General features: G+C 48.9%; 24 protein-coding genes and 1 tRNA gene. 19 read left to right on the plus strand and 6 right to left on the minus strand.

All coding sequences use genetic code 11. The features are described from left to right. The first annotated feature begins 1 nt into the window (after position 1). Together murI and LRP54_RS07580 are read left to right on the plus strand one after the other, a co-directional pair. Positions 2 to 841 (plus strand): glutamate racemase, encoded by an 840-nt coding sequence (murI, locus tag LRP54_RS07575; protein WP_231235600.1) that lies wholly within the window; start codon positions 2 to 4, stop codon positions 839 to 841. Beyond that, the gene (locus LRP54_RS07580) at positions 832 to 1,644 is read left to right on the plus strand and encodes an MBL fold metallo-hydrolase (protein ID WP_231235601.1); all 813 of its coding nucleotides are present in this window, start codon (positions 832 to 834) and stop codon (positions 1,642 to 1,644) included. Before murI ends, LRP54_RS07580 begins: the two co-directional genes overlap by 10 nt. Positions 1,645 to 1,744: 100 nt before the next feature. Here the strand turns inward: LRP54_RS07580 and LRP54_RS07585 are convergent, their stop codons facing one another. Beyond that, entirely contained in the window at positions 1,745 to 2,653 is a 909-nt protein-coding gene (locus LRP54_RS07585) for a LysR family transcriptional regulator (protein ID WP_231235603.1), read from the minus strand. An 84-nt stretch (positions 2,654 to 2,737) separates the two neighbouring features. Between LRP54_RS07585 and LRP54_RS07590 the strand changes: the two genes are divergently transcribed. After that, positions 2,738 to 3,091, plus strand: a complete 354-nt coding sequence (locus tag LRP54_RS07590; protein ID WP_231205968.1) for a CBU_0592 family membrane protein — start codon at positions 2,738 to 2,740, stop codon at positions 3,089 to 3,091. 87 nt (positions 3,092 to 3,178) lie between these two features. On the opposite strand, the gene rdgB is transcribed toward LRP54_RS07590, so the two are convergent. Both rdgB and rph read right to left on the minus strand, forming a co-directional pair. Further along, on the minus strand, positions 3,179 to 3,835 hold the full coding sequence (gene rdgB, locus LRP54_RS07595) for an RdgB/HAM1 family non-canonical purine NTP pyrophosphatase (protein ID WP_231235605.1): 657 nt from the start codon (positions 3,833 to 3,835) through the stop codon (positions 3,179 to 3,181). Then, positions 3,832 to 4,605 carry a ribonuclease PH gene (rph, locus tag LRP54_RS07600; RefSeq protein WP_231235606.1) on the minus strand — a complete coding sequence of 258 codons (774 nt, stop codon included), beginning with the start codon at positions 4,603 to 4,605 and terminating at the stop codon, positions 3,832 to 3,834. The genes rdgB and rph overlap by 4 nt, the downstream gene beginning before the upstream one ends. 212 nt (positions 4,606 to 4,817) lie before the next feature. Between rph and nudC the strand changes: the two genes are divergently transcribed. Both nudC and LRP54_RS07610 read left to right on the plus strand, forming a co-directional pair. Then, complete coding sequence (gene nudC, locus LRP54_RS07605; protein WP_231235607.1) at positions 4,818 to 5,849, plus strand: NAD(+) diphosphatase; 1,032 nt, start codon at positions 4,818 to 4,820, stop codon at positions 5,847 to 5,849. A gap of 87 nt (positions 5,850 to 5,936) precedes the next feature. Further along, entirely contained in the window at positions 5,937 to 7,799 is a 1,863-nt protein-coding gene (locus tag LRP54_RS07610; protein WP_231235608.1) for an ATP-dependent helicase, read from the plus strand. A 47-nt stretch (positions 7,800 to 7,846) separates the two neighbouring features. On the opposite strand, the gene LRP54_RS07615 is transcribed toward LRP54_RS07610, so the two are convergent. Further along, a complete protein-coding gene (locus LRP54_RS07615) occupies positions 7,847 to 8,920 on the minus strand; it encodes a hypothetical protein (RefSeq protein ID WP_231235611.1) in 1,074 nt (357 codons plus the stop codon). Positions 8,921 to 9,044: 124 nt separating this feature from the next. Here LRP54_RS07615 and LRP54_RS07620 point away from each other — a divergent pair, with 124 nt between their 5' ends. The 13 genes from LRP54_RS07620 to LRP54_RS07680 all read left to right on the plus strand — a co-directional run bounded on the left by LRP54_RS07620 (position 9,045) and on the right by LRP54_RS07680 (position 19,399). Beyond that, positions 9,045 to 9,953, plus strand: a complete 909-nt coding sequence (locus tag LRP54_RS07620; RefSeq protein WP_231235612.1) for an FtsB family cell division protein — start codon at positions 9,045 to 9,047, stop codon at positions 9,951 to 9,953. Positions 9,954 to 10,057: 104 nt separating this feature from the next. Continuing rightward, a complete protein-coding gene (locus tag LRP54_RS07625) occupies positions 10,058 to 10,573 on the plus strand; it encodes a DUF501 domain-containing protein (RefSeq protein WP_231205954.1) in 516 nt (171 codons plus the stop codon). 23 nt (positions 10,574 to 10,596) lie between these two features. Beyond that, the gene (locus LRP54_RS07630; protein WP_231235613.1) at positions 10,597 to 11,565 is read left to right on the plus strand and encodes a Ppx/GppA phosphatase family protein; all 969 of its coding nucleotides are present in this window, start codon (positions 10,597 to 10,599) and stop codon (positions 11,563 to 11,565) included. Between the two features lie 28 nt (positions 11,566 to 11,593). Then, positions 11,594 to 11,667, plus strand: a tRNA-Leu gene (locus LRP54_RS07635). 173 nt (positions 11,668 to 11,840) lie between these two features. Beyond that, the gene (locus LRP54_RS07640) at positions 11,841 to 12,146 is read left to right on the plus strand and encodes a hypothetical protein (RefSeq protein WP_231235614.1); all 306 of its coding nucleotides are present in this window, start codon (positions 11,841 to 11,843) and stop codon (positions 12,144 to 12,146) included. Positions 12,147 to 12,168: 22 nt separating this feature from the next. Continuing rightward, the gene (locus tag LRP54_RS07645; RefSeq protein WP_231235616.1) at positions 12,169 to 12,744 is read left to right on the plus strand and encodes a hypothetical protein; all 576 of its coding nucleotides are present in this window, start codon (positions 12,169 to 12,171) and stop codon (positions 12,742 to 12,744) included. Positions 12,745 to 12,785: 41 nt separating this feature from the next. Continuing rightward, on the plus strand, positions 12,786 to 13,355 hold the full coding sequence (locus LRP54_RS07650; RefSeq protein WP_231235617.1) for a hypothetical protein: 570 nt from the start codon (positions 12,786 to 12,788) through the stop codon (positions 13,353 to 13,355). Between the two features lie 70 nt (positions 13,356 to 13,425). Further along, positions 13,426 to 14,481: a peptidoglycan-binding domain-containing protein gene (locus LRP54_RS07655; RefSeq protein ID WP_231235618.1), complete on the plus strand. Its 1,056-nt coding sequence runs from the start codon at positions 13,426 to 13,428 to the stop codon at positions 14,479 to 14,481. Further along, the gene (locus LRP54_RS07660) at positions 14,466 to 15,149 is read left to right on the plus strand and encodes an ATP-binding cassette domain-containing protein (protein ID WP_231235619.1); all 684 of its coding nucleotides are present in this window, start codon (positions 14,466 to 14,468) and stop codon (positions 15,147 to 15,149) included. The genes LRP54_RS07655 and LRP54_RS07660 overlap by 16 nt, the downstream gene beginning before the upstream one ends. Next, positions 15,146 to 16,219 carry a hypothetical protein gene (locus LRP54_RS07665; protein ID WP_231235620.1) on the plus strand — a complete coding sequence of 358 codons (1,074 nt, stop codon included), beginning with the start codon at positions 15,146 to 15,148 and terminating at the stop codon, positions 16,217 to 16,219. Before LRP54_RS07660 ends, LRP54_RS07665 begins: the two co-directional genes overlap by 4 nt. A gap of 136 nt (positions 16,220 to 16,355) precedes the next feature. Then, positions 16,356 to 17,309: a Bax inhibitor-1/YccA family protein gene (locus tag LRP54_RS07670; protein WP_231235621.1), complete on the plus strand. Its 954-nt coding sequence runs from the start codon at positions 16,356 to 16,358 to the stop codon at positions 17,307 to 17,309. A 47-nt stretch (positions 17,310 to 17,356) separates the two neighbouring features. Then, entirely contained in the window at positions 17,357 to 17,755 is a 399-nt protein-coding gene (locus LRP54_RS07675; RefSeq protein ID WP_231205925.1) for an FKBP-type peptidyl-prolyl cis-trans isomerase, read from the plus strand. A 177-nt stretch (positions 17,756 to 17,932) separates the two neighbouring features. Continuing rightward, positions 17,933 to 19,399 (plus strand): AI-2E family transporter, encoded by a 1,467-nt coding sequence (locus tag LRP54_RS07680; protein ID WP_231235623.1) that lies wholly within the window; start codon positions 17,933 to 17,935, stop codon positions 19,397 to 19,399. A 153-nt stretch (positions 19,400 to 19,552) separates the two neighbouring features. On the opposite strand, the gene greA is transcribed toward LRP54_RS07680, so the two are convergent. Together greA and trhA are read right to left on the minus strand one after the other, a co-directional pair. After that, positions 19,553 to 20,032: a transcription elongation factor GreA gene (gene greA / locus LRP54_RS07685; protein WP_231235625.1), complete on the minus strand. Its 480-nt coding sequence runs from the start codon at positions 20,030 to 20,032 to the stop codon at positions 19,553 to 19,555. A 221-nt stretch (positions 20,033 to 20,253) separates the two neighbouring features. Next, positions 20,254 to 20,937: a PAQR family membrane homeostasis protein TrhA gene (trhA, locus tag LRP54_RS07690; RefSeq protein WP_231205922.1), complete on the minus strand. Its 684-nt coding sequence runs from the start codon at positions 20,935 to 20,937 to the stop codon at positions 20,254 to 20,256. 403 nt (positions 20,938 to 21,340) lie between these two features. Here trhA and LRP54_RS07695 point away from each other — a divergent pair, with 403 nt between their 5' ends. Beyond that, positions 21,341 to 22,102 carry an isoprenyl transferase gene (locus LRP54_RS07695; RefSeq protein WP_231235626.1) on the plus strand — a complete coding sequence of 254 codons (762 nt, stop codon included), beginning with the start codon at positions 21,341 to 21,343 and terminating at the stop codon, positions 22,100 to 22,102. The last annotated feature ends 51 nt before the right edge of the window (positions 22,103 to 22,153 follow it).

Here is a 22,153-nt window from a genome sequence, read left to right on the forward strand (position 1 = left end):
TATGGACAATGCGCCGATTGGTATTTTTGATTCAGGGCTTGGAGGTCTAACTGTAGCCCGTGCGGTGATAGATAAACTTCCGGATGAGGAAATTATTTATCTGGGGGACACTGCGCATACTCCTTATGGGCCTCAACCAATTGCACGTGTGCGAGAACATACTTTGGCCGGGCTTGACGAATTAGCTTCACGAGGCGTTAAAGCTTTGGTGATTGCCTGTAATTCTGCGACTGCGGCAGCTTTATCTGATGCGCGTGAACGTTACGGAATTGATGCGGGTATTCCGGTCATTGAAGTGATTACTCCTGCTGCTCGTTCAGCTGTGAATGCGACACGTAACGGTAAGATCGGGGTGATTGGCACTGAAGCGACAGTTCATTCTCAGGCCTATCAGGATGCTTTGGCAGCGGTTCCAGGCTTAGAGGTGACATGCCAAGCATGTCCGCGTTTTGTGGAGTTTGTTGAAGCTGGAATAACCACGGGGAAAGAACTGGAATCGGTGGCTCACGAGTATTTGGATCCTTTACGTGATGCGGGTGTGGACACATTGATTTTGGGTTGTACGCACTATCCGTTATTGACTGGTGTGATTGCGAGAGTCCTTGGTGAAGGCGTGACGTTAGTTACCTCGTCAGAAGCAACGGCAAATGTGACGTATAACGAGCTGACAGATCGTGGCATGTTGCACGAGCCGTGGGCAGAAGATCAAAGGCCGCATCATCGTTTCTTTACGACGGATTCGCGTTCTGATTTCCAGCGTTTAGCGCGGCGATTTTTAGGGCCTGAGGTACAGACCGTTGAGGAAGTGCGAGTGCAAGGGAGTGCGGCCTCATGGAGTTGAGAATTATTGGATGTACGGGTTCGATGTCGGGACCTGAGTCGTCGGCTTCGTGCTATTTGGTGCGTGCGCGTGGTTTTGATACGCAGCAAGGGCAAGAGCGTTGGTGGAATATTGCTCTTGATTTAGGGCCAGGATCTTTTGGTCGTTTGTGGCGTCATATAAAGCCTTTCGATCTTGATGCAGTGTTTTTTTCTCACTGTCACGCGGATCATATTGCTGATATTATTTCTTTGCACGTGTATAAGCGGTGGGGGCCGGGTGTTCAATTCCCACCGATACTGGTAATTGGGCCTCAGCAGACTCGCCATCGGATTCGTCAAATTGATGGTTGCGATGATACAGAAACCTATGAGGGTGAATTTTCATTTATTGAGGCATCAGAGGGCGTGCCTATTTCTGTGGGACCGTTGACGTTAACTCCGTATGCGGGGTGGCATTCAGTGCCTTCGTATGGTGTGCGAATTGAAGGGCCACATGCTACGGATGTTGCTCGTCGCGTTTCGTTGTTTTATACCGGAGATACTGACGAGTGTGAATCAATTATTCGAGGGGCACAAGGAGCCGACCTGTTGCTTTCTGAGGTGGGTTTCACTAGCTCAGATACGACTCGTGGTATTCATATGGATGGTGCGCGTGTGGGGCGAGTAGCGACGCAGACTCAGCCGGGTCAGCTGGTTCTTACTCATATTCAGCCGTGGGTTGAGGTGGCACAGGTGCTTGGTGAGTTGCGTTCGACCTGGTCCGGTCCTGTCAGTGTTGCGCAAGAAGATCGTATTTTCCAGGTGGGTGGGATTTCGAGTTAGTGCCCGTTGTGTTCCCTGCTTCTGTTTTATGTGTGAGGCCTCAGGTCTGCTGTATATGCGCACCTGATAGGCGCACCCACGAAAATATGTAGGCACGGGTTTACGAGTGGGGCCATTGTGTTGGGTTTTTATGTACCCAGTCAACAAGTTGGTTGATGGCATGTTGTATTGCTTCGTTGCTATCGTTGTCTGGGTGGCGTAGGAGGATTCGTCGAGTCCCAAGGACAGGAAGTGGTGTAGAGCGTAATCCTGTAAGGTCGATACCTGTGAGGGCCATAGCTGGTAGGACAGTTGCACCACGTCCGGCTCGTACGTATGCCAGCGCTGTTTCGTAAGTGGAGTAGGCGTCGCTGGCAAATTCGAGTGTCCCAACTTCGGAGCGTATGCGATTGAGTGGTTCTGATCCGACAACGCTGCGGTGGATACGTAGCCAGCGTAGGTGAGCGAGATCTTGAATGGAGTTAATTGGCGGGGTGTTATCTGAGGTGACAACAGCCCATGGTTCATCAATAAGGGATATGTCACTGTAGCCTTTAGGGGTTGGTGAATGGCGTGTGTCCCGTTCGATGACGAGAAGGTCGAGACTTCCTTGTCGTAGTAGTGTCATTCCAACGTTTTCATCAGTTTCGGTGAGTTCAATGTTAAGGCCGGGGAAATGATGTTCAAGATTTGTGAGGAAAGGCATGAATACGCACCGCAATACTGTTTGGAAAGCGCCGATGCTGACTGTTCCTGTGACGTGACCGGTTAAAGGCTGTAAAGCTCGGGTGAGATTTTCAATATTTTCTTCGATTTTTTCGGCAGCTGTGGCGATGAGGCGTCCTGCCGGTGTGAGGATTGTTCCGCTGGGTGTGCGTTCAAAGAGTTGGAGGCCGACCTCTTGTTCAAGTTTATGGACTTGTTGTGAGACGGCTGAAGGTGAGATGTGCAGCATATCTGCGGCAGCAACGACTCCGCCTTCACGTGAGATAGCAAGTAAGACGGCTAATCTACGTGGGTCAATACGCATACATCCCCCTTATTAAGTATTACTTCATACTAATTGAAGATTGATTCAATTGTGCTGGATGAGAAAGGTCATCACAATAGAGGCATGACGATTTCGGTGACGCATGTGGCGCTGCTTCTGGGCTGGATTGGAGCAGCCGGTTCAATGTGCGCCTATTACCTGGTTTCTACTGGCCGTGTAGCCCCTGATTCCTTGCGTTACCACGCGTTGAATGTGTCAGCTTGTTTACTTTTAGCCGTCACATGCCTCGCAACAGGTTCTTGGCCTTCGATGGTAACAAATCTACTTTTTGTTCTTATCGGTCTGCGTATGACTTGGCGAGTTCGTGATCGTCTTGCTGCTCGCCTACGTCATATTGCTACATGTGTGGTGCGTCCTCTAAAAGCTAAGTCTCACATGAAAACAACAGAAGCTCAGACACTTCATATGCAACCGTAAAACACAACATAACGACGTATGGTTCGTGAACTTTAAGTCTCATATTTCACCCGCGCAGATTTGATGAAATCTACGCGGGTGAAAATTTTAGCGAAAAATATCAACTACATGTGGTGCCAAGGAACGCAACGCGCGCCCGCGATGACTGAGCGCATTCTTTTGCTCGGGAGTAAGTTCAGCACTGGTCACTTCAAAACCTTCTGGAACGAAAATTGGGTCATAACCAAAACCACCAGAGCCTCGTGGCTTTCGAATAATGACACCATGTACTTCACCATGCGTGACATACTCGTTGCCATCTGGCATCACCAAAGCCGCCGCACATACAAAAGAGGCTTGACGTAAATGGTCAGGAACATCGCAAAGCTGGGCAAGTAACAAATCCAGATTGGCTTGATCGTTTCCGTGGCGGCCAGACCAACGGGCAGAAAAAATACCTGGAGCACCCCCCATAATTTTGACGCACAGACCTGAATCGTCAGCAACTGCGGGTATGCCAGTGGCATTGCATAACGAGCGTGCTTTGATGAGGGCATTTTCGGCAAAAGTTGCTCCATCCTCGATTGGCTCAGGGACGGAAAAATCTGAAAGACAAGCAATTGAACCAGTGGGAATGTCCCCTAAAAACGGCTCAAGGATAGCGTGAAATTCACTGATTTTGTGAGTATTACCCGTAGCGAAAACAAGGCGAGGCCCTGATAATGCCTCATACGAATTCACCTGAGGATCTGCGTGAGCTGTCATACGTGAACCTTAACCGTGTGGCCTTCGGGTGCTTGTAAACACTGCTGCTGTGCTTTGGCAAGTTGAGCGTTACCTACAGTAGCTAAATCAAGGAGCGCCCCCAGCTCGTCACGGTCAAATGTGGCGTGCTCAGCTGTTCCTTGAACTTCAACGAAACGGCCTTCACCAGTTTGAACAACATTCATATCAGTGTGAGCGCGTACATCTTCCACATAGGGGAGGTCAAGCATAGGAATTCCGTCGATAATTCCCACAGAAATGGCGCTAACCGATGAGTGAAGTACGGGCTGATCTTTCGTGGGAATAATGAAGCCTTGTTCAGTTCCCCAACGTACTGCATCAGCAAGAGCTATCCATGCCCCTGTGACAGAGGCAGTGCGCGTCCCACCATCGGCCCGCAAAACATCGCAGTCAAGCATAATCGTATTCTCACCGAGCGCAGATACATCAATAATGGCTCGTAGGGAACGGCCAATGAGACGCGAAATCTCTTGGGTACGACCGGATACTTTTCCTTTGACGGATTCACGGCCTGAACGTTCAGATGTGGAACGGGGCAGCATCGCATATTCGGCGGTTACCCATCCTTCACCGCTACCTTTACGCCAACGTGGGACGCCCTCTGTAAAAGAAGCAACACAAAGAACTCGCGTATTGCCAAATTCCACAAGCACAGAGCCTTCACCAGTTCCAGACCAGCCTCGGGTCAGACGAATAGGGCGAAGTTGATCGGGGGTGCGTCCATCAGAACGAATAATTGTTTCACTCATAACCTTAAAGGTATCGCAGATAAGGGAAGCAGGTGCTGCGTATTCGCTGCTCAGTGTGATCTGGATAGAATATGAGGTCACAAAAGTAACGGATAGCCTGCGAACTTTACTGAGAAAGTATGCGTTTCCTAACGTAATGATGGGGACGTGAGCATGAGCAGGAAAATCTTAGTGGTTGCACGTGTGACATCGGCTTTCGCTAATGTGAATATATGGACCTTACATTCCCTCTTGCTCGCGGCAGCATCGATCCTATGGTTGATTTGCGATCCACGCTGAAGCTTCGTGATCTGGTGGCTGCATCTCCAGACGGATATGTGCATGAACTCCACGGTCCTGTCAGTGTTTACGCTGTTTATCGTGGGAACGTGCTCGTGGAAACAGCAGAGGAAACTTTAAAATTCGACGAGGACGGTTGCGCCGCTCACGGAAAAAATGCTATCCCACATGAACGTATGCAACTTAGCCGCATAAGCGCACGATATGTGAAGGAATGCGCGCTCCCATTACTTGCCATCGGCCGTACACAGGACGGGTATTTTCATTGCGCTCTTCTTGTAGATAATGACACGGATGCATACGCATTGACTAAACAAGCGAGTACTTGCGCACAGTGGATACATTTGCGCACAATCGGCCATATGCTCAGTGATGATGAAGCCGCTCTATCAACAATGGCTGTTGCTTTGGCCGCATGGCATGAAGCAAACCCTCATTGTGTTCGTTGCGGTGGGCATACGCACATTGCGCATGAAGGATGGACACGTGTGTGCCCCTCATGTGAGCACATGGAGTATCCACGTCAAGATCCTTCGGTGATTGTCGCAGTGGTAGATGAAGATGAGCGAATTTTACTTGCGCATAATATGAACTGGCGGGAAAAATTTATGTCTTTACCTGCAGGTTTTGTTGATGCTGGTGAAGCTCCTGAAAGGGCGGTTATCCGTGAGCTAAGCGAAGAAGTTGGTTTGCGTGTAGATAAAATCACCTACGTTGGATCGCAGCCGTGGCCTTTTCCGCGTTCCCTCATGTTGGGTTACTGCGCTCAGTTACATCCAGATAGTCCACGTGAACCGCGACCAGATGAACACGAAATTGATCGTGCACGTTTCTTTAGTCGAGAGGAACTGAAAAAAGCAATTGAACAAGGAGAGCTTGAACCTCCAGCACCTACCTCAATTGCGCGCGTGTTGATTGAACACTGGTTTGGTGGAGAGCTGCCGACTCCTGCAGTCCGTCAGTGAGCTGATGTATAAATCCTGTGGACACGGTGAATAACAATCCACAAGGGTGATTACACAATGAGCGCACAGTGACATGGAGGTGGGAAAATGAATGCCATGCAGCTTGCCAGCCCAGAATCGCTCCTTGAAGCCCTTGACCCAGATCAAAGGAAAGTGGCTCGCTATGTTAGTGGCCCCCTTGCTGTGCACGCTGGTGCGGGAACAGGGAAAACACGAGCAATAACCTACCGTATTGCCTATGCGGCCGCAGTGGGTGCTTACGATCCGCGTCATGTTCTGGCAGTTACTTTTACGGCGAAAGCTGCGGCGCAAATGCGCACGCGATTGGCAGCTCTTGGTATTCCTCAAATTCAGGCGCGTACTTTTCATGCAGCAGCCCTAAGACAACTCACCTATTTTTGGCCCTCAGTGATAGGCGGGCCTGCCCCAACGATCGTCGATCATAAGGCTTCGCTGGTTGCAGCGGCAGCTGCTCGTATCGGCAAAAATGTGGATAAAGCTCTTGTGCGTGATATTGCTGCTGAAATCGAATGGGCAAAAGTATCAATGCTTGATATTGATGCCTATGGCGAATGCATCCTCTCGGGGAAACGTCCTTTAGCGGCAGATCTGACTGTAGAGGACATTTTGCGCCTCATGGATGCCTACGAGGACGCAAAAGCAGAACGTCGTGTAATTGATTTTGAGGACGTTTTGCTGATTATGTGTGGTCTGTTGCATGAAAGAACTGATGTGGCACAGCAGATACGCGCACAGTACCGGCATTTTGTTGTAGACGAGTACCAGGATATTTCGCAGGTTCAAAAACATTTGTTGTACCTGTGGCTGGGTGAGCGTCATGATATTTGCGTTGTGGGGGATGTCGCGCAAACTATTTACTCATTTGCGGGGGCTTCAGGGCAACATCTTCTTGATTTTGCGAATGAACATCCCGGTGCGCATGTGATTGAACTGTATCGCGATTATCGTTCCACACCGCAGATTGTTGAGGCTGCAAATACTGTGATGAAAGTAGGTTTACATAAAGCGGATGCTACGTTTGAGCCAGTCATTTCATTAGTTTCTCAACGAGCATCAGGAGCGCCTATTTCCTGTAGCGTGCATGAGGATGATGAGGCGGAAGCTACCTATATTGCTACTAAGATACGCGCCTATCAGGAAGCGGGAGAATCTCTTAACGATATTGCTGTCTTATATAGAACAAATTCCCAATCTGAAGTCTTTGAGCACGCATTGACGCAAGCTGATATTCCTTTCACTTTGCGTGGGGGAGCACAATTTTTTGAACGCGAAGAAGTGCGCAAAGCCATGCTTGTTTTGCGTCGTATAGCAGCGAATACGGTTGAGTCAGTTTCGCAGGGCAAACAAGATGACATGCGGGTTGCTGGTAACGAACATTCTTTACAGAAGAAAAAGGGTGACGGGGATATTTTTGAATCGGGCGGGGAAGAAAAAAACGTGTACCCATCCTTGGTAGAACGGGTATCTGAAGCGCTGCTGATAGCAGGGTGGACACCGCAAGCACCTGAAACGAGGGGAGTAACGCGTGAACGTTGGGATAATTTGAACGCTATTGTTGAATTAGCACGTGCGCACCCTTCAATGACAATGACTGAATTTGTTACCGAATTAGAAGAACGTGCTCAAGGGCAGGTAGAACCACCCATACATGGTGTAGTACTGAGCACGATTCATGCCGCAAAAGGTTTGGAATGGAAACACGTTTTTGTCATAGGGTTGAGTGAGGGGTTACTTCCTATCTCTCACGCTCTTTCCGATCAGGCTTGTGAAGAAGAACGACGTTTACTTTATGTGGCGCTCACGCGCGCCCGTGACACTTTGGAACTTTCGTGGGCGCATGCTCGTCATGCATATTCGTCAAAGAAAAAACGTCAGCCGTCACGCTTTCTGCGTGATTTATGTGCGCAACAGGAATCATTGGCTTTGTGAAACGGATACGATATCTGATACATGAAAACCTTGATTTTTATTCGTGATTACTGGTATTGCGACGATCGTGAGGACCCTCCTGCTACACATGAGCATCGAGGGTGTGAGCGGATTCTTTCGTTTCTTATGGAACCGTCGTCCATGATCTGAAGAAGCGTATGGGAGCGCTCAGCTATAGGAATGGCGGTATCAGAACCAGTGGCGTAAGAAGCGGTTGGTAGTCCCCAATCACGAAGCGTATGTGCCAGAGAAATAGCGCACATATGACGACGCAGAAGGCTGAGTTGTGGAACTGGAATGTCGCGGAGCCTTTGCTGCATATGCGCGCGAAAAGGATCACGCTCATTGCGATATAACTCGATACATTGCGGGCATGGACTTTTCTGAGGATTCATCACGGGTGTGATGCTACTGTGGGCCTCATCATGGATGAGGACACAATAAGGTAAAGAGAGCTGACGCGCCTCATCACATTTCATCGGATCAGCAGTGCGATTATTTAACACAATGACTCCATCCCACCGTGTCATACGACCGGCAGTGGCCGTGTGTGTGGAGCGTAAAAACTGGCAGGCGCTGCGTCCGCGTGGCATTTGGAAATACCCTCCACCGAAAAACGCGTCAAGTTCAGGATCTACTTTTCCGTCATCGCGTATTTCCACGTGAATATCGCGTAACTCAGATGCAAGTTTCACAGCCAAAAGGATCGTTGAATCCACACCTAAAATCAGTAGACGCAGTTTTGTGCGTGACTGTTTCCTTTCGGCTAGCGAGCGTGCCTGAAGTACCCATGTGAAACGATGAGCACTTACGGGTGTGGGGATATGAGAAAAAGACGGGGTCCGCCCTTTGTTTTGGGGCATATCATGCTCTAAAACAAAGGAAGAATTTACATACTGGTTATCCCCTCGGATCCTAGGTGTGTGGGGGAGGTTTCCTCTTGTTAACCATGCGATTTCACGTTCTTCAAGGTGTGTGAAAATGAATTGATTATGATGATCTGTGCCTACTGCAACGGATGAAAGACCACGCCGAAAAACTGTGCTATGTGTGAAAAGATTCATGAGGCCTCCTGCACCTTCAAACACCGTAAAGACAGTATCTTCAAAAAGGTGTGTCATATAGAAAATCCTGCATCAAACTGTGGATAACTTTGCTGCTATTCACACCATGAAGCGCATATGGACTAAAGACATGCCGCGTAATCTATTGGCCACTTCGCGGATTTAAGGAACCATTAACTACATGAATTCCTTATCCGGTCCTTCGCGTCCTCGTCCGCCGAAACGTTCTAATCGGCGTACAGGAACATCTGCACGTCCATCTGTCTCTCGTGCGCAATCGGATAGTGGAAAAACCCCCGTAAGGAATGATGAAGCAGCGAGAAAAGCTGCACCTATACACCAGCTACGAAGGCGAGTGAGTGAGGATCCCCCTCGGGCGGCTGAAAAAAATCAGTCAGCAGAAAAGTCGCAATTACCCCATTCTTCCCGCGTTCAGCAGGCCCTGTCAGATCAAAAAACGCGAGTGCGCGTAACAAGCAGGTTGCCTCGTCAAAAAAGGGTCAGACGAAGTGCAAGTATGCAATCTGATGCCCAATCTCAGCATGATAAGCGGGTAGTGAGCTTAGGTGGGATTGAATTTTCTGTTCGTTTTCTTGGGGTTGCTATCACATGTGCTGTGCTGTGTGTTCTGCTTCTTCCTTCGTTGTATCAATGGTGGCAACAAGAGCATGAATATAACAATATTGTGAAAGAAGTGGCGCAGGCTCAAGAACGCAATGAACAGCTCAGTCAGCAACTGAAATTATGGGATGATCCGAGCTATATTGCTTCGCAGGCGCGCACCCGTTTGGGGTATGTGAAGCGCGGGGAAACACAGTTTACTGTTGCTGATCCTGGTGAAGAATATCGAGAGCAATCGCAAGTTGCTGCGGCTCAACGGGAAGGACCTGCGCGCCCGTGGGTTCAGATTTTTGTTTTATCTCTTGATGAGGCTGACCGTGCTGACGAACATGCACGTGCCATGACTGTAGGAGCACCGGAAAACCTTGACGCGCACACCGATCACAGTGCGCAAGAACAGGCAGAAACTCATCAAAGTGACGCTGGGCAAAATGAAAACTCTGATGCTGACCCTGCTTCCGGGCAATAAGGCAATAGGGTCCTCAAATCACCGATAGGTATATCTGAAAGCGTATGTGCATGCGGGTTTTCGTGTGCCGAGTTTCGATCTGTGAATATGCGACAATAGGCAATGTGACTGAGACATTATGGGAAGCGGCTTCTGAAGCTGATATTGATACGTTACGCCAACAATTAGACCGTATTCCACGTGGAGTTATTGGAATCGGTGCGCGGTGTGTGTGTGGGCGGCCAACTGTTGTGGTGACGGCGCCACGCTTAGAAGATGGTAGTCCTTTCCCTACGATGTTTTATTTGACTCATCCTGGCGCTGTGAAAGGGTGTTCAACCCTTGAAGCTGAGAAAACAATGGAACAGTTGAATGACTGGTTGGCTGAGGACGACCAGGCGCGTGAGGCTTATAAGCGTGCGCATGAGGATTATATTTCTCGTCGTCGCCGCTTGGGTGAAGTTCCTGAAATTGATGGTATTTCTGCAGGCGGGATGCCTACTCGGGTGAAATGTTTACATGCGCTTGTGGGGCATGCGTTAGCGGTGGGACAAGGCATCAATGTTGTAGGTGATCGCGCTCTTGAATTGATGGAAGAACGCAATTTGTGGTCGCCTACTCGCTGTACATGCGAAATGTGACGTGTGATGAAGGGGTTTTCGTTATGACACGTATCGCTGCTATTGATTGTGGAACTAATTCGATTCGTTTGCTTTTGGCTGATGTGACGTATCAGGGTGATCGGCCTGTGTTGACGGATTATGCTCGGGAAATGCGTATTGTGCGTTTAGGGCAGGGGGTAGATAAAACGGGTCTTTTGGCTCCTGAGGCGATTGAACGTTCTTTGGTGGCTCTTCGTGAGTACCGTGCATTGATTGATGAGGCTGGGGTTTCACGTATCCGTTTTGTTGCGACCTCAGCTATGCGTGATGCGGCAAACCGTCAGGTTTTTATTGATGGTGTTGAGGAAATACTTGGGGTGACACCTGAGGTGGTGCCGGGAACCGAGGAAGCAGCATTATCTTTTTCGGGCGCTTTATCGGTGATGGGGCCTGCGCATGAACGCCCTGTGTTGGTTGTGGATATTGGTGGGGGTTCGACGGAACTTGTGTTGGGAGATTGCGAGGTGACGAGTGCGATTTCTATTGATATGGGTTCTGTTCGGGTGAGTGAAAAGTTTTTTGAGAATGTGGAGAGTCGAGGAGGTATTCCTCAGGCGGAACAAGAGGCTGCTATACGTTGGATTGATGAGCAGCTTGATTGTGCGGAAGAAATAGTGGATCTATCTTCGGTAAAGACTGTGGTGGGCGTTGCTGGAACAGTGACAACTATTACGGCTCAGGCTTTAGGTTTGGATGCTTATAATCCGCAGGCTATTCATGGTGCGGAACTTGGGTGTGAGGATATTAACTCTGCGGTACGTTTTATGGTCGATCAGCCTGTTGCTCTCAAGGCTTCCCTTGGTTTTATGCCGAAAGGTCGTGCTGATGTGATTGCCGGAGGTGCCCTCATATGGCAGAGGGTTGTTGCGCGTGTATGTGAGAGGACATGCGCGAAAGGCTATACCATTGATACGGTTCTTACATCAGAACATGACATTCTTGACGGAATTGCTCTGTCAATGGTGAAATGATCGTGTAGGGTTATCTACTGGCGCCTTTGCCCCCGTAGCCCAATTGGCAGAGGCAATCGACTTAAAATCGATGTGTTATGGGTTCGAGTCCCATCGGGGGTACGTTTTAATCCCAGCGACTTTTTGTTGCTGGGATTTTGCCTTGTTTTGCTACCTATTTTCTTTGCTTAAAAAACTTATTCAAATCATTGTTTTTTGGTTTTTTCTGCTGTAGGCTGCTTTTATCGGATGAGGCAAAGGCGATCTTACCGATTATTCATGCAAGGGAGCTGAAGATGAAAAAAGAATTGAAAAAACGATGGATTGCGATGGCTGTATCAGTGGGGTTATGTGCTGGTGCTTTTGTGGCTGCTCCTGCGATCAGTGCCCATGAAAGTGCGGCGACACAGGCATTTACTTGCGTGATTTTCCGAAATGAGAATGGCGGTTTTTCGCAAGCGGATGGTTGCAAAGCATCGCGTTATTGGGAAAAAGCTAACGGAAACTGGGCCGATGCTGGTTGGAAGGATCGTGGATATAAGTCCCAATTTAACGTATGTCACTACCGTTGGGAAAAGAGTGACTATGAGCAGAGTGTCTAGAACGCTTGCTTTTGTCTTCTGTATGTCCCTCTCGTTGGCGGCATGTGCTCACGTGTCGCCTGAGGGGGCTACAAATGGAGGGAGCGGGCAAAGTATTCCGCACTTTACTGGTCCCTATGCTAAAGAAATCGCGGAAGACTATGCGTCTGCTTCTGATTATTTCAAAGCCGTTATTGTTGATGAACAGGTGAGTGACGCGGAATATCAAGAAGCGCGAGAGCGAGCCGCCCAGTGTTGGCGTGATAACGGATTTACGGGGATAAAGTTTTTCGCTAGAGGTGGTGGATCAGTAGAAGATCGAAGTGATATGCCCGTAGAACAATGGCGAAAAATCTACACCGGTTGTGAGGAAAAAGCTGGGCTTATTGACACGGAGATCTGGTATTGGAAGTTGAGGACGAATCCAGACAATGTGGATTGGCCTGCTGCTGAGCGTGATTGTTTGGTGCAGGCTGGCTTTCTTGAAAAAGGAAGTAGTGTAGCTGATATGAACCGTTGGTATGACAGTGCTGATCCGCGTGTGAGTTCCCCTGAAACGCATGAATGTGCTTCAGACCCACTACACCTGCTCGACGATAGTCTTTCGGAAGAAGAGTGACTATGAGCAGCGCGTCTAGAAGGCTTGTTTTTGTTTTCTGTATGTCCCTCTCGTTGGCGGCATGTGCTCACGTGTCGCCTGAGGGGGCTACAGATGGAGGGAGCGGGCAAAGTATTCCGCACTTTACTGGTCCCTATGCTAAAGAAATGGCGGAAGCTTATGCGTCTGCTTCTGATTATTTCAAAGCCGTTATTGCTGATGAACAGGTGAGTGACGCGGAATATCGTGAGTCACAAGAAAGAGCAGCTCAATGCCTCAGAGATAATGGTTTTACCGGGGTTGCATATTCCCCTAGGGGTGGTGGAAGTATTGACTCTCGTACAGATATTTCTGAGGAGGAAGAAAAGAAGCTCCATATTGATTGTGAGGAAAAAGCTGGGCTTATTGACACGGAGATCTGGTATTGGAAGTTGAGGACGAATCCAGACAATGTGGATTGGCCTGCTGCTGAGCGTGATTGTTTGGTGCAGGCTGGCTTTCTTGAAAAAGGAAGTAGTGTAGCTGATATGAACCGTTGGTATGACAGTGCTGATCCGCGTGTGAGTTCCCCTGAAGCGCATGAATGTGCTTCAGACCCACTACACCTGCTCGACGATAACGAAGAATCATAAAAACTCAGCCGCATAAACTTCCCAAAAAGCGATAATAGAAAGCATGCGCCACAGCTCAAAGGAGAGCCTAATGAAATGGAACCGTATAGCGTATGGAGCCACTCTCGTGCTCATCATCCTTGGCATCGGACTTGCCCTTGGAGCCTACCTCTTTCAACCTGTGACTCCGCACGGTACAGAAAAAGCAGCCCCGCTCACCAGCACGCCTGTCAGTCCACGCACCATCGACGATAAACGTACAGTCTCCCTCAGCGTCACTTATACGGAAGAAGAAAAACTTTTTTCCCCAGCAACAGGACTCCTGACGCGCATGAAGTGTAGCCCACACACCCCCATATCCTCCGGCAACCACATCATGACCCTTGAAGACCGCAATATCTACGCTCTCGCCACATCTATCCCCCTATGGCGCGACCTATCATACGGTGACAAAGGGGATGACGTTCAAGCCCTAAACGAAGAACTCCAACGCCTTGGCTACACAATCACAACTACAGACACCATCACCGCAGACACTTTCCGCGCAATCGCACATATGATGGGGCTTTTGAGCTCATACAACACGTACAACCTCCCCGTAATAAGCCCCTCATCATTCATATGGCTTCCACACAGCAGCATTACCCCCGCTGAATGTACAGCGAAAATCGGTCAGAATATCGAGGTAGGAACCCCTCTGATTACCTTAGAAAAAACTCTCACAGAGGTGCGAATTTCTGACATGCCACAGAACCTCCTCGAAGGAGAACACAACCTCACCATTGACACACTCACTTTACCTATCAACGCTGATGGCAGTGTCACTGACCCCGATGCGCTAGCGCAACTAGTAAATACGCCCACATACCGCGCATGGAAAGAACAAATAACAGACGAAAATTCCAACCAAAAAATCAGCGCACAATTAGCGCTCGTTGAGCCAACGCTGCTGTACTCACTATCACCGGCAGCAATCTACGCGATTGAAGGACAAGAAGGCTGTGTCCTTGATGGAACGCAAGCCCGCCCCGTTCGTATTATCTCATCTGAACTTGGACAAACATTCATCACATTTACCGATAACAAACCCGCACCAGACACCTTAAACCTGCCCACAGGAAGTGAAACACCATGCAGGTCACATTGAATCGTGTGGGACACCAATTCTCAGGAAAACCCTGGCTATTTCGTCATATGACACAAGAACTACACGAGGGTGAAGTCTATGCGCTTATTGGACCATCTGGTAGCGGAAAAAGTACACTTCTGAGCATCATTGCCGGCTGGTTAGAACCTACAGAAGGAACAATCATCACAACAGGGACAGGAAGAACCTCATGGGTTTTCCAAAACCCCTATGGAATAGCTCGCCGCAGCGCACTTGACCACGTTGTTTTCCCCCTACTTGCTGAAGGCATGGACCGTGTAGAAGCGGAAATACGCGCATACGAAATCCTCGATACATTTCATCTGAACAGTATCGCGCAGCAAGAATTTGCCAGCTTATCGGGTGGGGAAGCCCAACGCCTCATGTTGGCCCGCGCTTTTGCTTCACATCCGAGCTTATTCCTCATCGACGAACCAACAGCTCAACTTGATTTACATACTCGTCAAGAAGTGAACGCAGCCATTGCTGACCTAGCGTGCGCGCAGACAATCGTTGTAGTTGCGACACATGACAAAGAAACTGAACGCATGTGTACACAGGTCATTGATTTACGTGAATGGCAAGAAACAGAAAAGCCAAACAAACAGACAGAAACAGATCAATACACCTCGCATATATCCGATCCTGTCCGAGGTGAGGACCTGTGAAGTGGAAAAGCATTATCAGTGAGGCCTGGCGTAATACGATTACAGGGACAAGCAAAACAATTCTGTGGCTGAGTATTTTTACTCTGCTCATGACAATAGGCAGCCTCGCTGAAATCGCTCACACCCACACGATCACGACTGCCGCCGAAGAATACGTGCGAGCTGGAGGCTCCATCAGTGTAATCCAATCGCCTGAAAATATTGATGGAGCAGCCTGCGAAGCACTGAATGCTTTACCCCAGGTCCGCGCTGCCGGTGCAATAAAAACTCAAGAAAGCCGTATTACGCTTACCGTGCTTCCTTCAGCTCCGATTCCTCAAGCCTTAGTTAGCCCCACATTCTCGAAAGTAGTGAGCGCCCAAACCAGTGGCCTTCCCGGAATCATCGTATCGGATCAAGTCCGTTCGCAACTCCCAATGAAGATAGGCGATTCCTTCCCGACAGTTGGAGGGGAAGTCATGATTTCTGGTACATATGACTATCCTGAGGATGGGCGCGCAAGCGGATACGGATATATGGCGCTTATTCCAACAGCATCAGAAACAACTTACGATCAATGTTGGGTTGATATATGGCCGCAATCCCCTCAAGTGCAGGCCCTCCTGACATCCGTTGTGAAAAACTCGCGTCGCGATGAACGCTCGCAAACCACAATGGAGCAACTGAACTCGCGTTTAGGTGCACGCTTTGATGGGCAAGCACGTTTCCAGACACGGAACACACGTTTCCTTGTGTGGATTGTAGGGGCGCTTTCCTTGTGTGCAGGAATTATCGCGTTACGAACACGCCGTTTAGAATTTGCTTCTGCGTTACATGCTGGTGCACAACGGCAAGATATTCGCAGAATAATCGCATGTGAAACATTGATGTGGCTGCTACCTGCAGTTGCATTCACTGAATGTGTGAGTGTTTGTGTCATTGCCAGTTTAGGTGCACTCAGTGATACGGCTTTGTACGTGTTGGTACACCGTATCGTATGGTCAAGCTGCGTGTGCTGTGTGATAGGTCTATGTATTGGGTGGATATTTACCCGTGAAAAACACCTATTCACCTATTTCAAAGTACGGTGAATCCTGTAAAACCTCATATAACTGCTGCGTGCGCGTTGAGTGGTTCTGAGTGAAAAATGCTCCATAGCAAAGCTACAGGTGGCGAAAAAGCGGTAAGCATGGTTCAGTGGTTTCTAAAGAAAATCAAGGAGACAGAATGACGAATCCTGTTTTTGACAGAATGAACAAAGGCTGGTCGGTCGGCCAGGTGGAAACCACCCCAGCGGGATACCCTACAATGCCTGGTTACACGGTAGGAACAAGGGAAACACCGCACAATCAGTCAAGCCAGACCTCGGCAGAACGTGGCACACGCGCGCCTAATCCCTATGAGCACTATGACACCTCTGTTGGTTACACAACCACTAGTCAATGGGATCAAGACGCCATGGAATCCACTTTCGCTGCGCCTAGTGCTGACGCAGTTGATCGTGGAATTATGACCTGGGATGACGTTCTTGTGCGTACAGGAATCTCTTTCGGTGTCCTGCTTGCTGCTGCCGTTGTTGCATGGTGGGCAACTTTGACCACGCCAACAATGGGACTTGGCCTCATGATGGTAGGTTTCCTTGGCAGTTTAATTCTGTCGATGGTGAATATTTTTTCACGGAAAATCCGCCCAGCCTTCATTCTTGCGTATGCGGTCTGTGAAGGTGCGGCTCTAGGTGCTCTTTCATGCGTAATGGAAATGACCTACCCGGGTATAGTTGCTCAGGCTTTCGTTGCGACTCTTACAGTTGTTGGCGTGACCTTGGCTTTATTTGCTTCAGGGAAAGTCCGTAATTCACCGAGATTTGCGCGTTTTACTTTGATTGCATTGGTAAGTCTGCTCGTATTCCGCTTGCTTTACACATTATTATCGGCCTTCGGCTGGGTTTCCTCGTCAATGGTTAATGCCACTGTTTACGGTTTCCCTGTGAGCGCTATCGTAGGTGTCCTTGCGGTTCTTATTGGCGCTGCATGCCTGATACAAGACTTTGACCAAGCAAAGGTTGGGGTTGAACGTGGTGCTCCCGCGAATTTCGCGTGGATCTGCGCTTTCGGCTTTATGGTGACAATCGTGTGGATGTACCTTGAGATTTTGCAGCTTCTGGCGCGTTTACGTGATTAGTTGCCTGCGAATACACGCCAATACACAACGAAAAGAAAAGGAAAATCATGGAAAATCTGACAGTGACAGGTGAATTTGCTCGTAAGCCTGCGCTCGAATTTACTTCAGAGGAAGCATCCCCTGAACTCCTTGTGGAAAAACTTGTTGAAGGAAATGGGCAAGTCGTTGAGGCAGGGGACACTATTCACTGTCATTACCTTGGTCAGGTATGGAATGGTGAAGTCTTTGATAACTCCTATGATCGCGGTCAAGCACTGTCGTTCCAAATCGGAGTGGGGATGGTTATTCGTGGATGGGATGAAGGGCTGGTTGGTTGCAAAGTAGGCGACCGCGTACTTTTGTCGATTCCGTCAGAGTATGGTTATGGCGATCGAGGCGTCCCACAAGCTGGAATCAAAGGTGGTGACACCCTTGTTTTCGTCACCGATATTCTCGGTGTAGCGTAAGCCTTCTTTTCTTCACTACTGAATGAGGCGTGAGGTGCAGCGATGTATGCGCTTTGCGCTTCATTTGTATTTCTGAGCAAAAATTTTGAAGAATCCTTCAAAGGGTGCAAGGCGATCTGAAACAGGGAGAAGAACGCGGTATATACTGATGAAACGAGGCCACAGAAGGGAAGTACGATGGTTCGTCGTTCGCAATTGACCTCCGGCATAGCTCATGCCATGAAACGTATCGCTACTGCAGCAGCATCTGCACGCCAAAGTCAGGTACAACAGATGCCGCTCCTCACAGAACTACCGAAAACAGAGTCATTGCGTGATGATTCTGCTGAGAAAGCTGTTCCGTGGACTTTACGTGTCAGTGCAGCTTTGTCGTGGCGGCTGATGGTTGTTTCGCTGGCTGCTATTGGCATTGGTTACCTGATGATACAGGTGTATATCATTGTTTTGCCTATAGCTGTGGCGCTCCTGCTGGCAGTGCTGATTTCGCCACTTGTGGGGTGGTTCCACAAAAAACTGCATTTTCCTAAGGCGTTAGCTGCTGCTGTGGGACTTGTAGTTACGCTCAGTGTGGTGCTTGCGACCTTGTCGGGTGCGGGTACGCAAATTATTAGCCAGTTGCCTCGGTTATTCAGAAAAGCTATGGAAGGCTTTGATGCCGCTGCCATATGGATTGAAAAACTTCCCTTCAAAATTGATACGAAGCTTCTGACTGAAACGCAACAAACCTTGCAAAATGAAATCGGTTCCTGGCTAAAGCAACATACGGAATTAGTGGCTTCCAGTGCTTTATCAGTGACAAGTTCAGTGCTTAGCGGTTTGTCGAGTATGCTTCTGGTCTTATTCTGCTTGTTCTTTTTCCTTAAAGACGGTCGAAAAATCTGGATTTGGGTGGTGCGTCTTTTCCCAGAACCTGCGCGAGTACCGATTCATGAATCTGCGATTCGAGGCTGGGTCACTTTGGGCGGTTATGTGCGTTCACAAATTCAAGTGGCAGCCATTGATGCAATCGGTATTGGTTTGGGCGCGTACTTCCTTGGGGTTCCGATGGCGATTCCGATTGTGGTCGTCGTATTTTTCGGTAGTTTTGTTCCAATTCTCGGTGCTTTAATTTCTGGTTCAATTGCTGTTCTTGTGGCTTTAGTAGATCAAGGCCCTATGGCTGGCTTGATTATGCTCATCATTATTTTGGCTGTTCAGCAAATTGAAGGAAACCTTCTGCAACCTCTGATTATGTCCAATGCTGTGTCTTTACATCCGGTGGCTGTTTTACTTGTTGTGGCAGGGTGCGGCACGGTTGCGGGGATTCCTGGCGCGATCTTTGGGGTACCGGTAGCGGCTTTCATTAACGCAACATTCTTGTACTTGCATGGGTATGATCCGATTCCAGCTCTTGCCACAGATCCTGACCGGCCAGGCGGTCCTCCGGGAATGTTACATGACATGATTGTTGCTTCTTATAGTAAAGAAGCAAGTGCAGGAGTAGTTCATAAGGCTGAGGATGGGAAAACAGCAGCGCATAAGGATGCTACTTTAATGGGGGCATCTGATGGTGATTCTGTTCCAAAAGAGGCAGCCGCTCGGTCAGTGACTTCGCTCAATGAATCTGCGCAAGATTTTGGCGGAACACATATGAGGAGTTCCTGAGTAACCCTGTTCCTTGCCCACGCAGACCTGTTTGCCTGAAGCGAGGGGCAAGATACAGAGACGGTGAGTAATACGTAAGCGGCGGGCGCTTCATAATTGAAGTGCCCGCCGCTTTTGATGTTGCTGCGCGTATCTGTTGTTCACGCACTGAATTTACATGCCGAATGGGCGTGTGGAAATAATTTCCACATCGATGGTCTTACCGTTGGGCGCCTCATAACTTACAGTGTCGCCTGCGTGCGCTCCCATAACAGCAGCTCCCAGTGGTGCTTGAGTGGAAAATACTTGAATACCGAGGTTGCCACCAGCATCACGTGAACCTAAGAGGAATTCCACTTCGCGTCCGGCAACCCGTGCCACAACAATCATCCCAGGTTCTACAATGCCGTCATCAGCAGGGGTTTCGCCTACCTCCGCATGTTCCAGCATGGCTTGCAGAGCTTTAATACGTGTTTCGTTCAGTGATTGCTCGTTACGTGCCGCATGGTATCCGCCATTTTCGCGCAAGTCGCCTTCTTGACGAGCAGCGTCAATCAGTTTCGTAATGTGGGGGCGACGCACTTCTGTGCGTTCGGTAAGTTCAGCTTGCAGGGCATCGTATTGAGCTTGTGTCAGCCACTGTGTATCAGCCATAGAAACCTCCAATGAAAGCGTGAGCCGGCACCGCCAGGTGCCGGCCTGTGAATGGTCACGAGTCTAGCAGGAAGATCTTGCGATGAGGGAAATTAAACAGGCGTACTGTGCGCAAAGAATGAAGTGAGTATTCCCTGCCCCTCTATTCTTTAAGAAATTTTAACAAGATAAGCGATTGATTGTTATGCGATGGAGTAACGAATTATATGAGGTATCAGTGATTATGAATTCAAGACTGCGAGATACACAGCAACACACTGACATGCCCATGCGAATACAGTGCATAAATGAAAGATTTCATGAAAACCGAACCACCGTGGCGAAGGATTGGGGCGCTTAGTGGCATAAATAAGTGCGCCGATTGTGTAAAGAATGCCGCCAGACGCAATAAGCCAGATGATAGCTGGGCCTCCCGCAACCCATAGTGCGGGCAGGTAAGCAATAGCCACCCATCCCAAAACAACGTACACAGCTGTGATAAGCCATCGAGGGGCTGTTGGCCATAGGAGATTCAACAAAATACCGATAAATGCGCCTATCCAGACAATCAAGAGAATAGTTGTTGCATCGCGCCTATTGAGTAGGGCTATGCAGAGCGGAGTGTATGTGCCAGCAATGAGTAAAAAAATATTTGAATGATCTAAACGTTGCCAGAATTTTTCCCATCGGGGCGCCCAGTAAATTCTGTGATATGTAGCTGATACGCCGAAAAGCACGAGGGAAGCTGTGAGGTAAACCGCGCTGGCCCATTTGGTTGCAGGTGTAGGGGCCAGGCATAGCAGGACAATAGAAGCAGCGAGGGAAAGGGGAGCAGAAGTTAAATGTATCCATCCTCGTAGATGAGGTTTAATCGCAACAACCTGCTGAGGGAACCATTGAGTAGGTTTCAATGATGCGATCCGCATGGTGATCTCCTTTCCGTAAAAATAAAACATAACTTACGCTTCCGTAGGTTATCACTGCGGTTTACCTATGTCCTGCGAAAACTTCACAATGCATTCAAAAAGCAACTATTCGTGGACGCGGGAAGCGTCCTTGGCCTTATAAGAGAATCTGAAAGTGTATGAGGAGATATACCGATACTGAATAGACTTTTATACAGGAAATAACACGTAGCACGCCTACCTCAAGTGCAAATGTGAATAGTATTTTCTTTGTTTTAATAGGAAACAGTCACACCAATGTTTATCACCTGAATAAAACAAAGGGACAGCAACACCTCAGTATGCACCCTTCCGGGCGACTAGTATTAGCCTCAACAACAATCAGCGTGGCATAGGCAGGCCAATAAAGAGGAGATGACACATCATGGCACAGTGGAACTTACTGTACGACCTCTACGAACGCCGTTTACGCTCAGGACTATCAACTGAGGACCTGCCACGCCACGTGGGAGTAATCCTCGACGGCAACCGTAGATGGGCAAAATCTGTGGGCACCACGCCTACGCACGGTCACCGAGCAGGTGCAGGACGCATCGCCGATTTTCTTACATGGGCAGATGAAGTCGGTGTTGAAATCGTTACCCTATGGATGCTGTCAACAGATAACTTATCGCGTGACAGCGAAGAGCTAAGCGAACTCGTAAAAATCATATGTTCAGCAGTTGAATCCCTTGCTCAATCTGAAAAATGGTGCCTTCACCTGGTCGGTGATTTGTCGCTTTTGCCGCTTGAAGCCGCGCAACAATTACGTATTTCTGTGGAAAAAACCCACAATACGACAGGCATGATTGTCAACATCGCTGTGGGCTACGGTGGGCGTCGAGAAATAACAGAGGCAGTACGCGCTTTGATTCGTGAAGCTGCACACAACGACATATCACTCGCCGAACTCGCAGATCACCTCACAGATTCAGATATTGCCGCCCACCTATACACGAAAGATCAACCGGACCCTGACCTTGTGATCCGCACATCAGGTGAACAACGCCTTTCAGGTTTCATGCTCTGGCAATCTGTCCACTCAGAATTCTATTTCTGCGAAGCCTACTGGCCAGATTTTCGGCGCGTAGACTTTTTACGGGCACTGCGTTCCTATGCTCAACGGGAACGGCGATTAGGTAAATAAAACACGTGCTTCCGCTTGCCCACATGAGAAAAACGGCGGTGTGCGCAAGCG

Source organism: Schaalia sp. lx-100, assembly GCF_021083625.1.
Lineage (GTDB): Bacteria > Actinomycetota > Actinomycetes > Actinomycetales > Actinomycetaceae > Pauljensenia.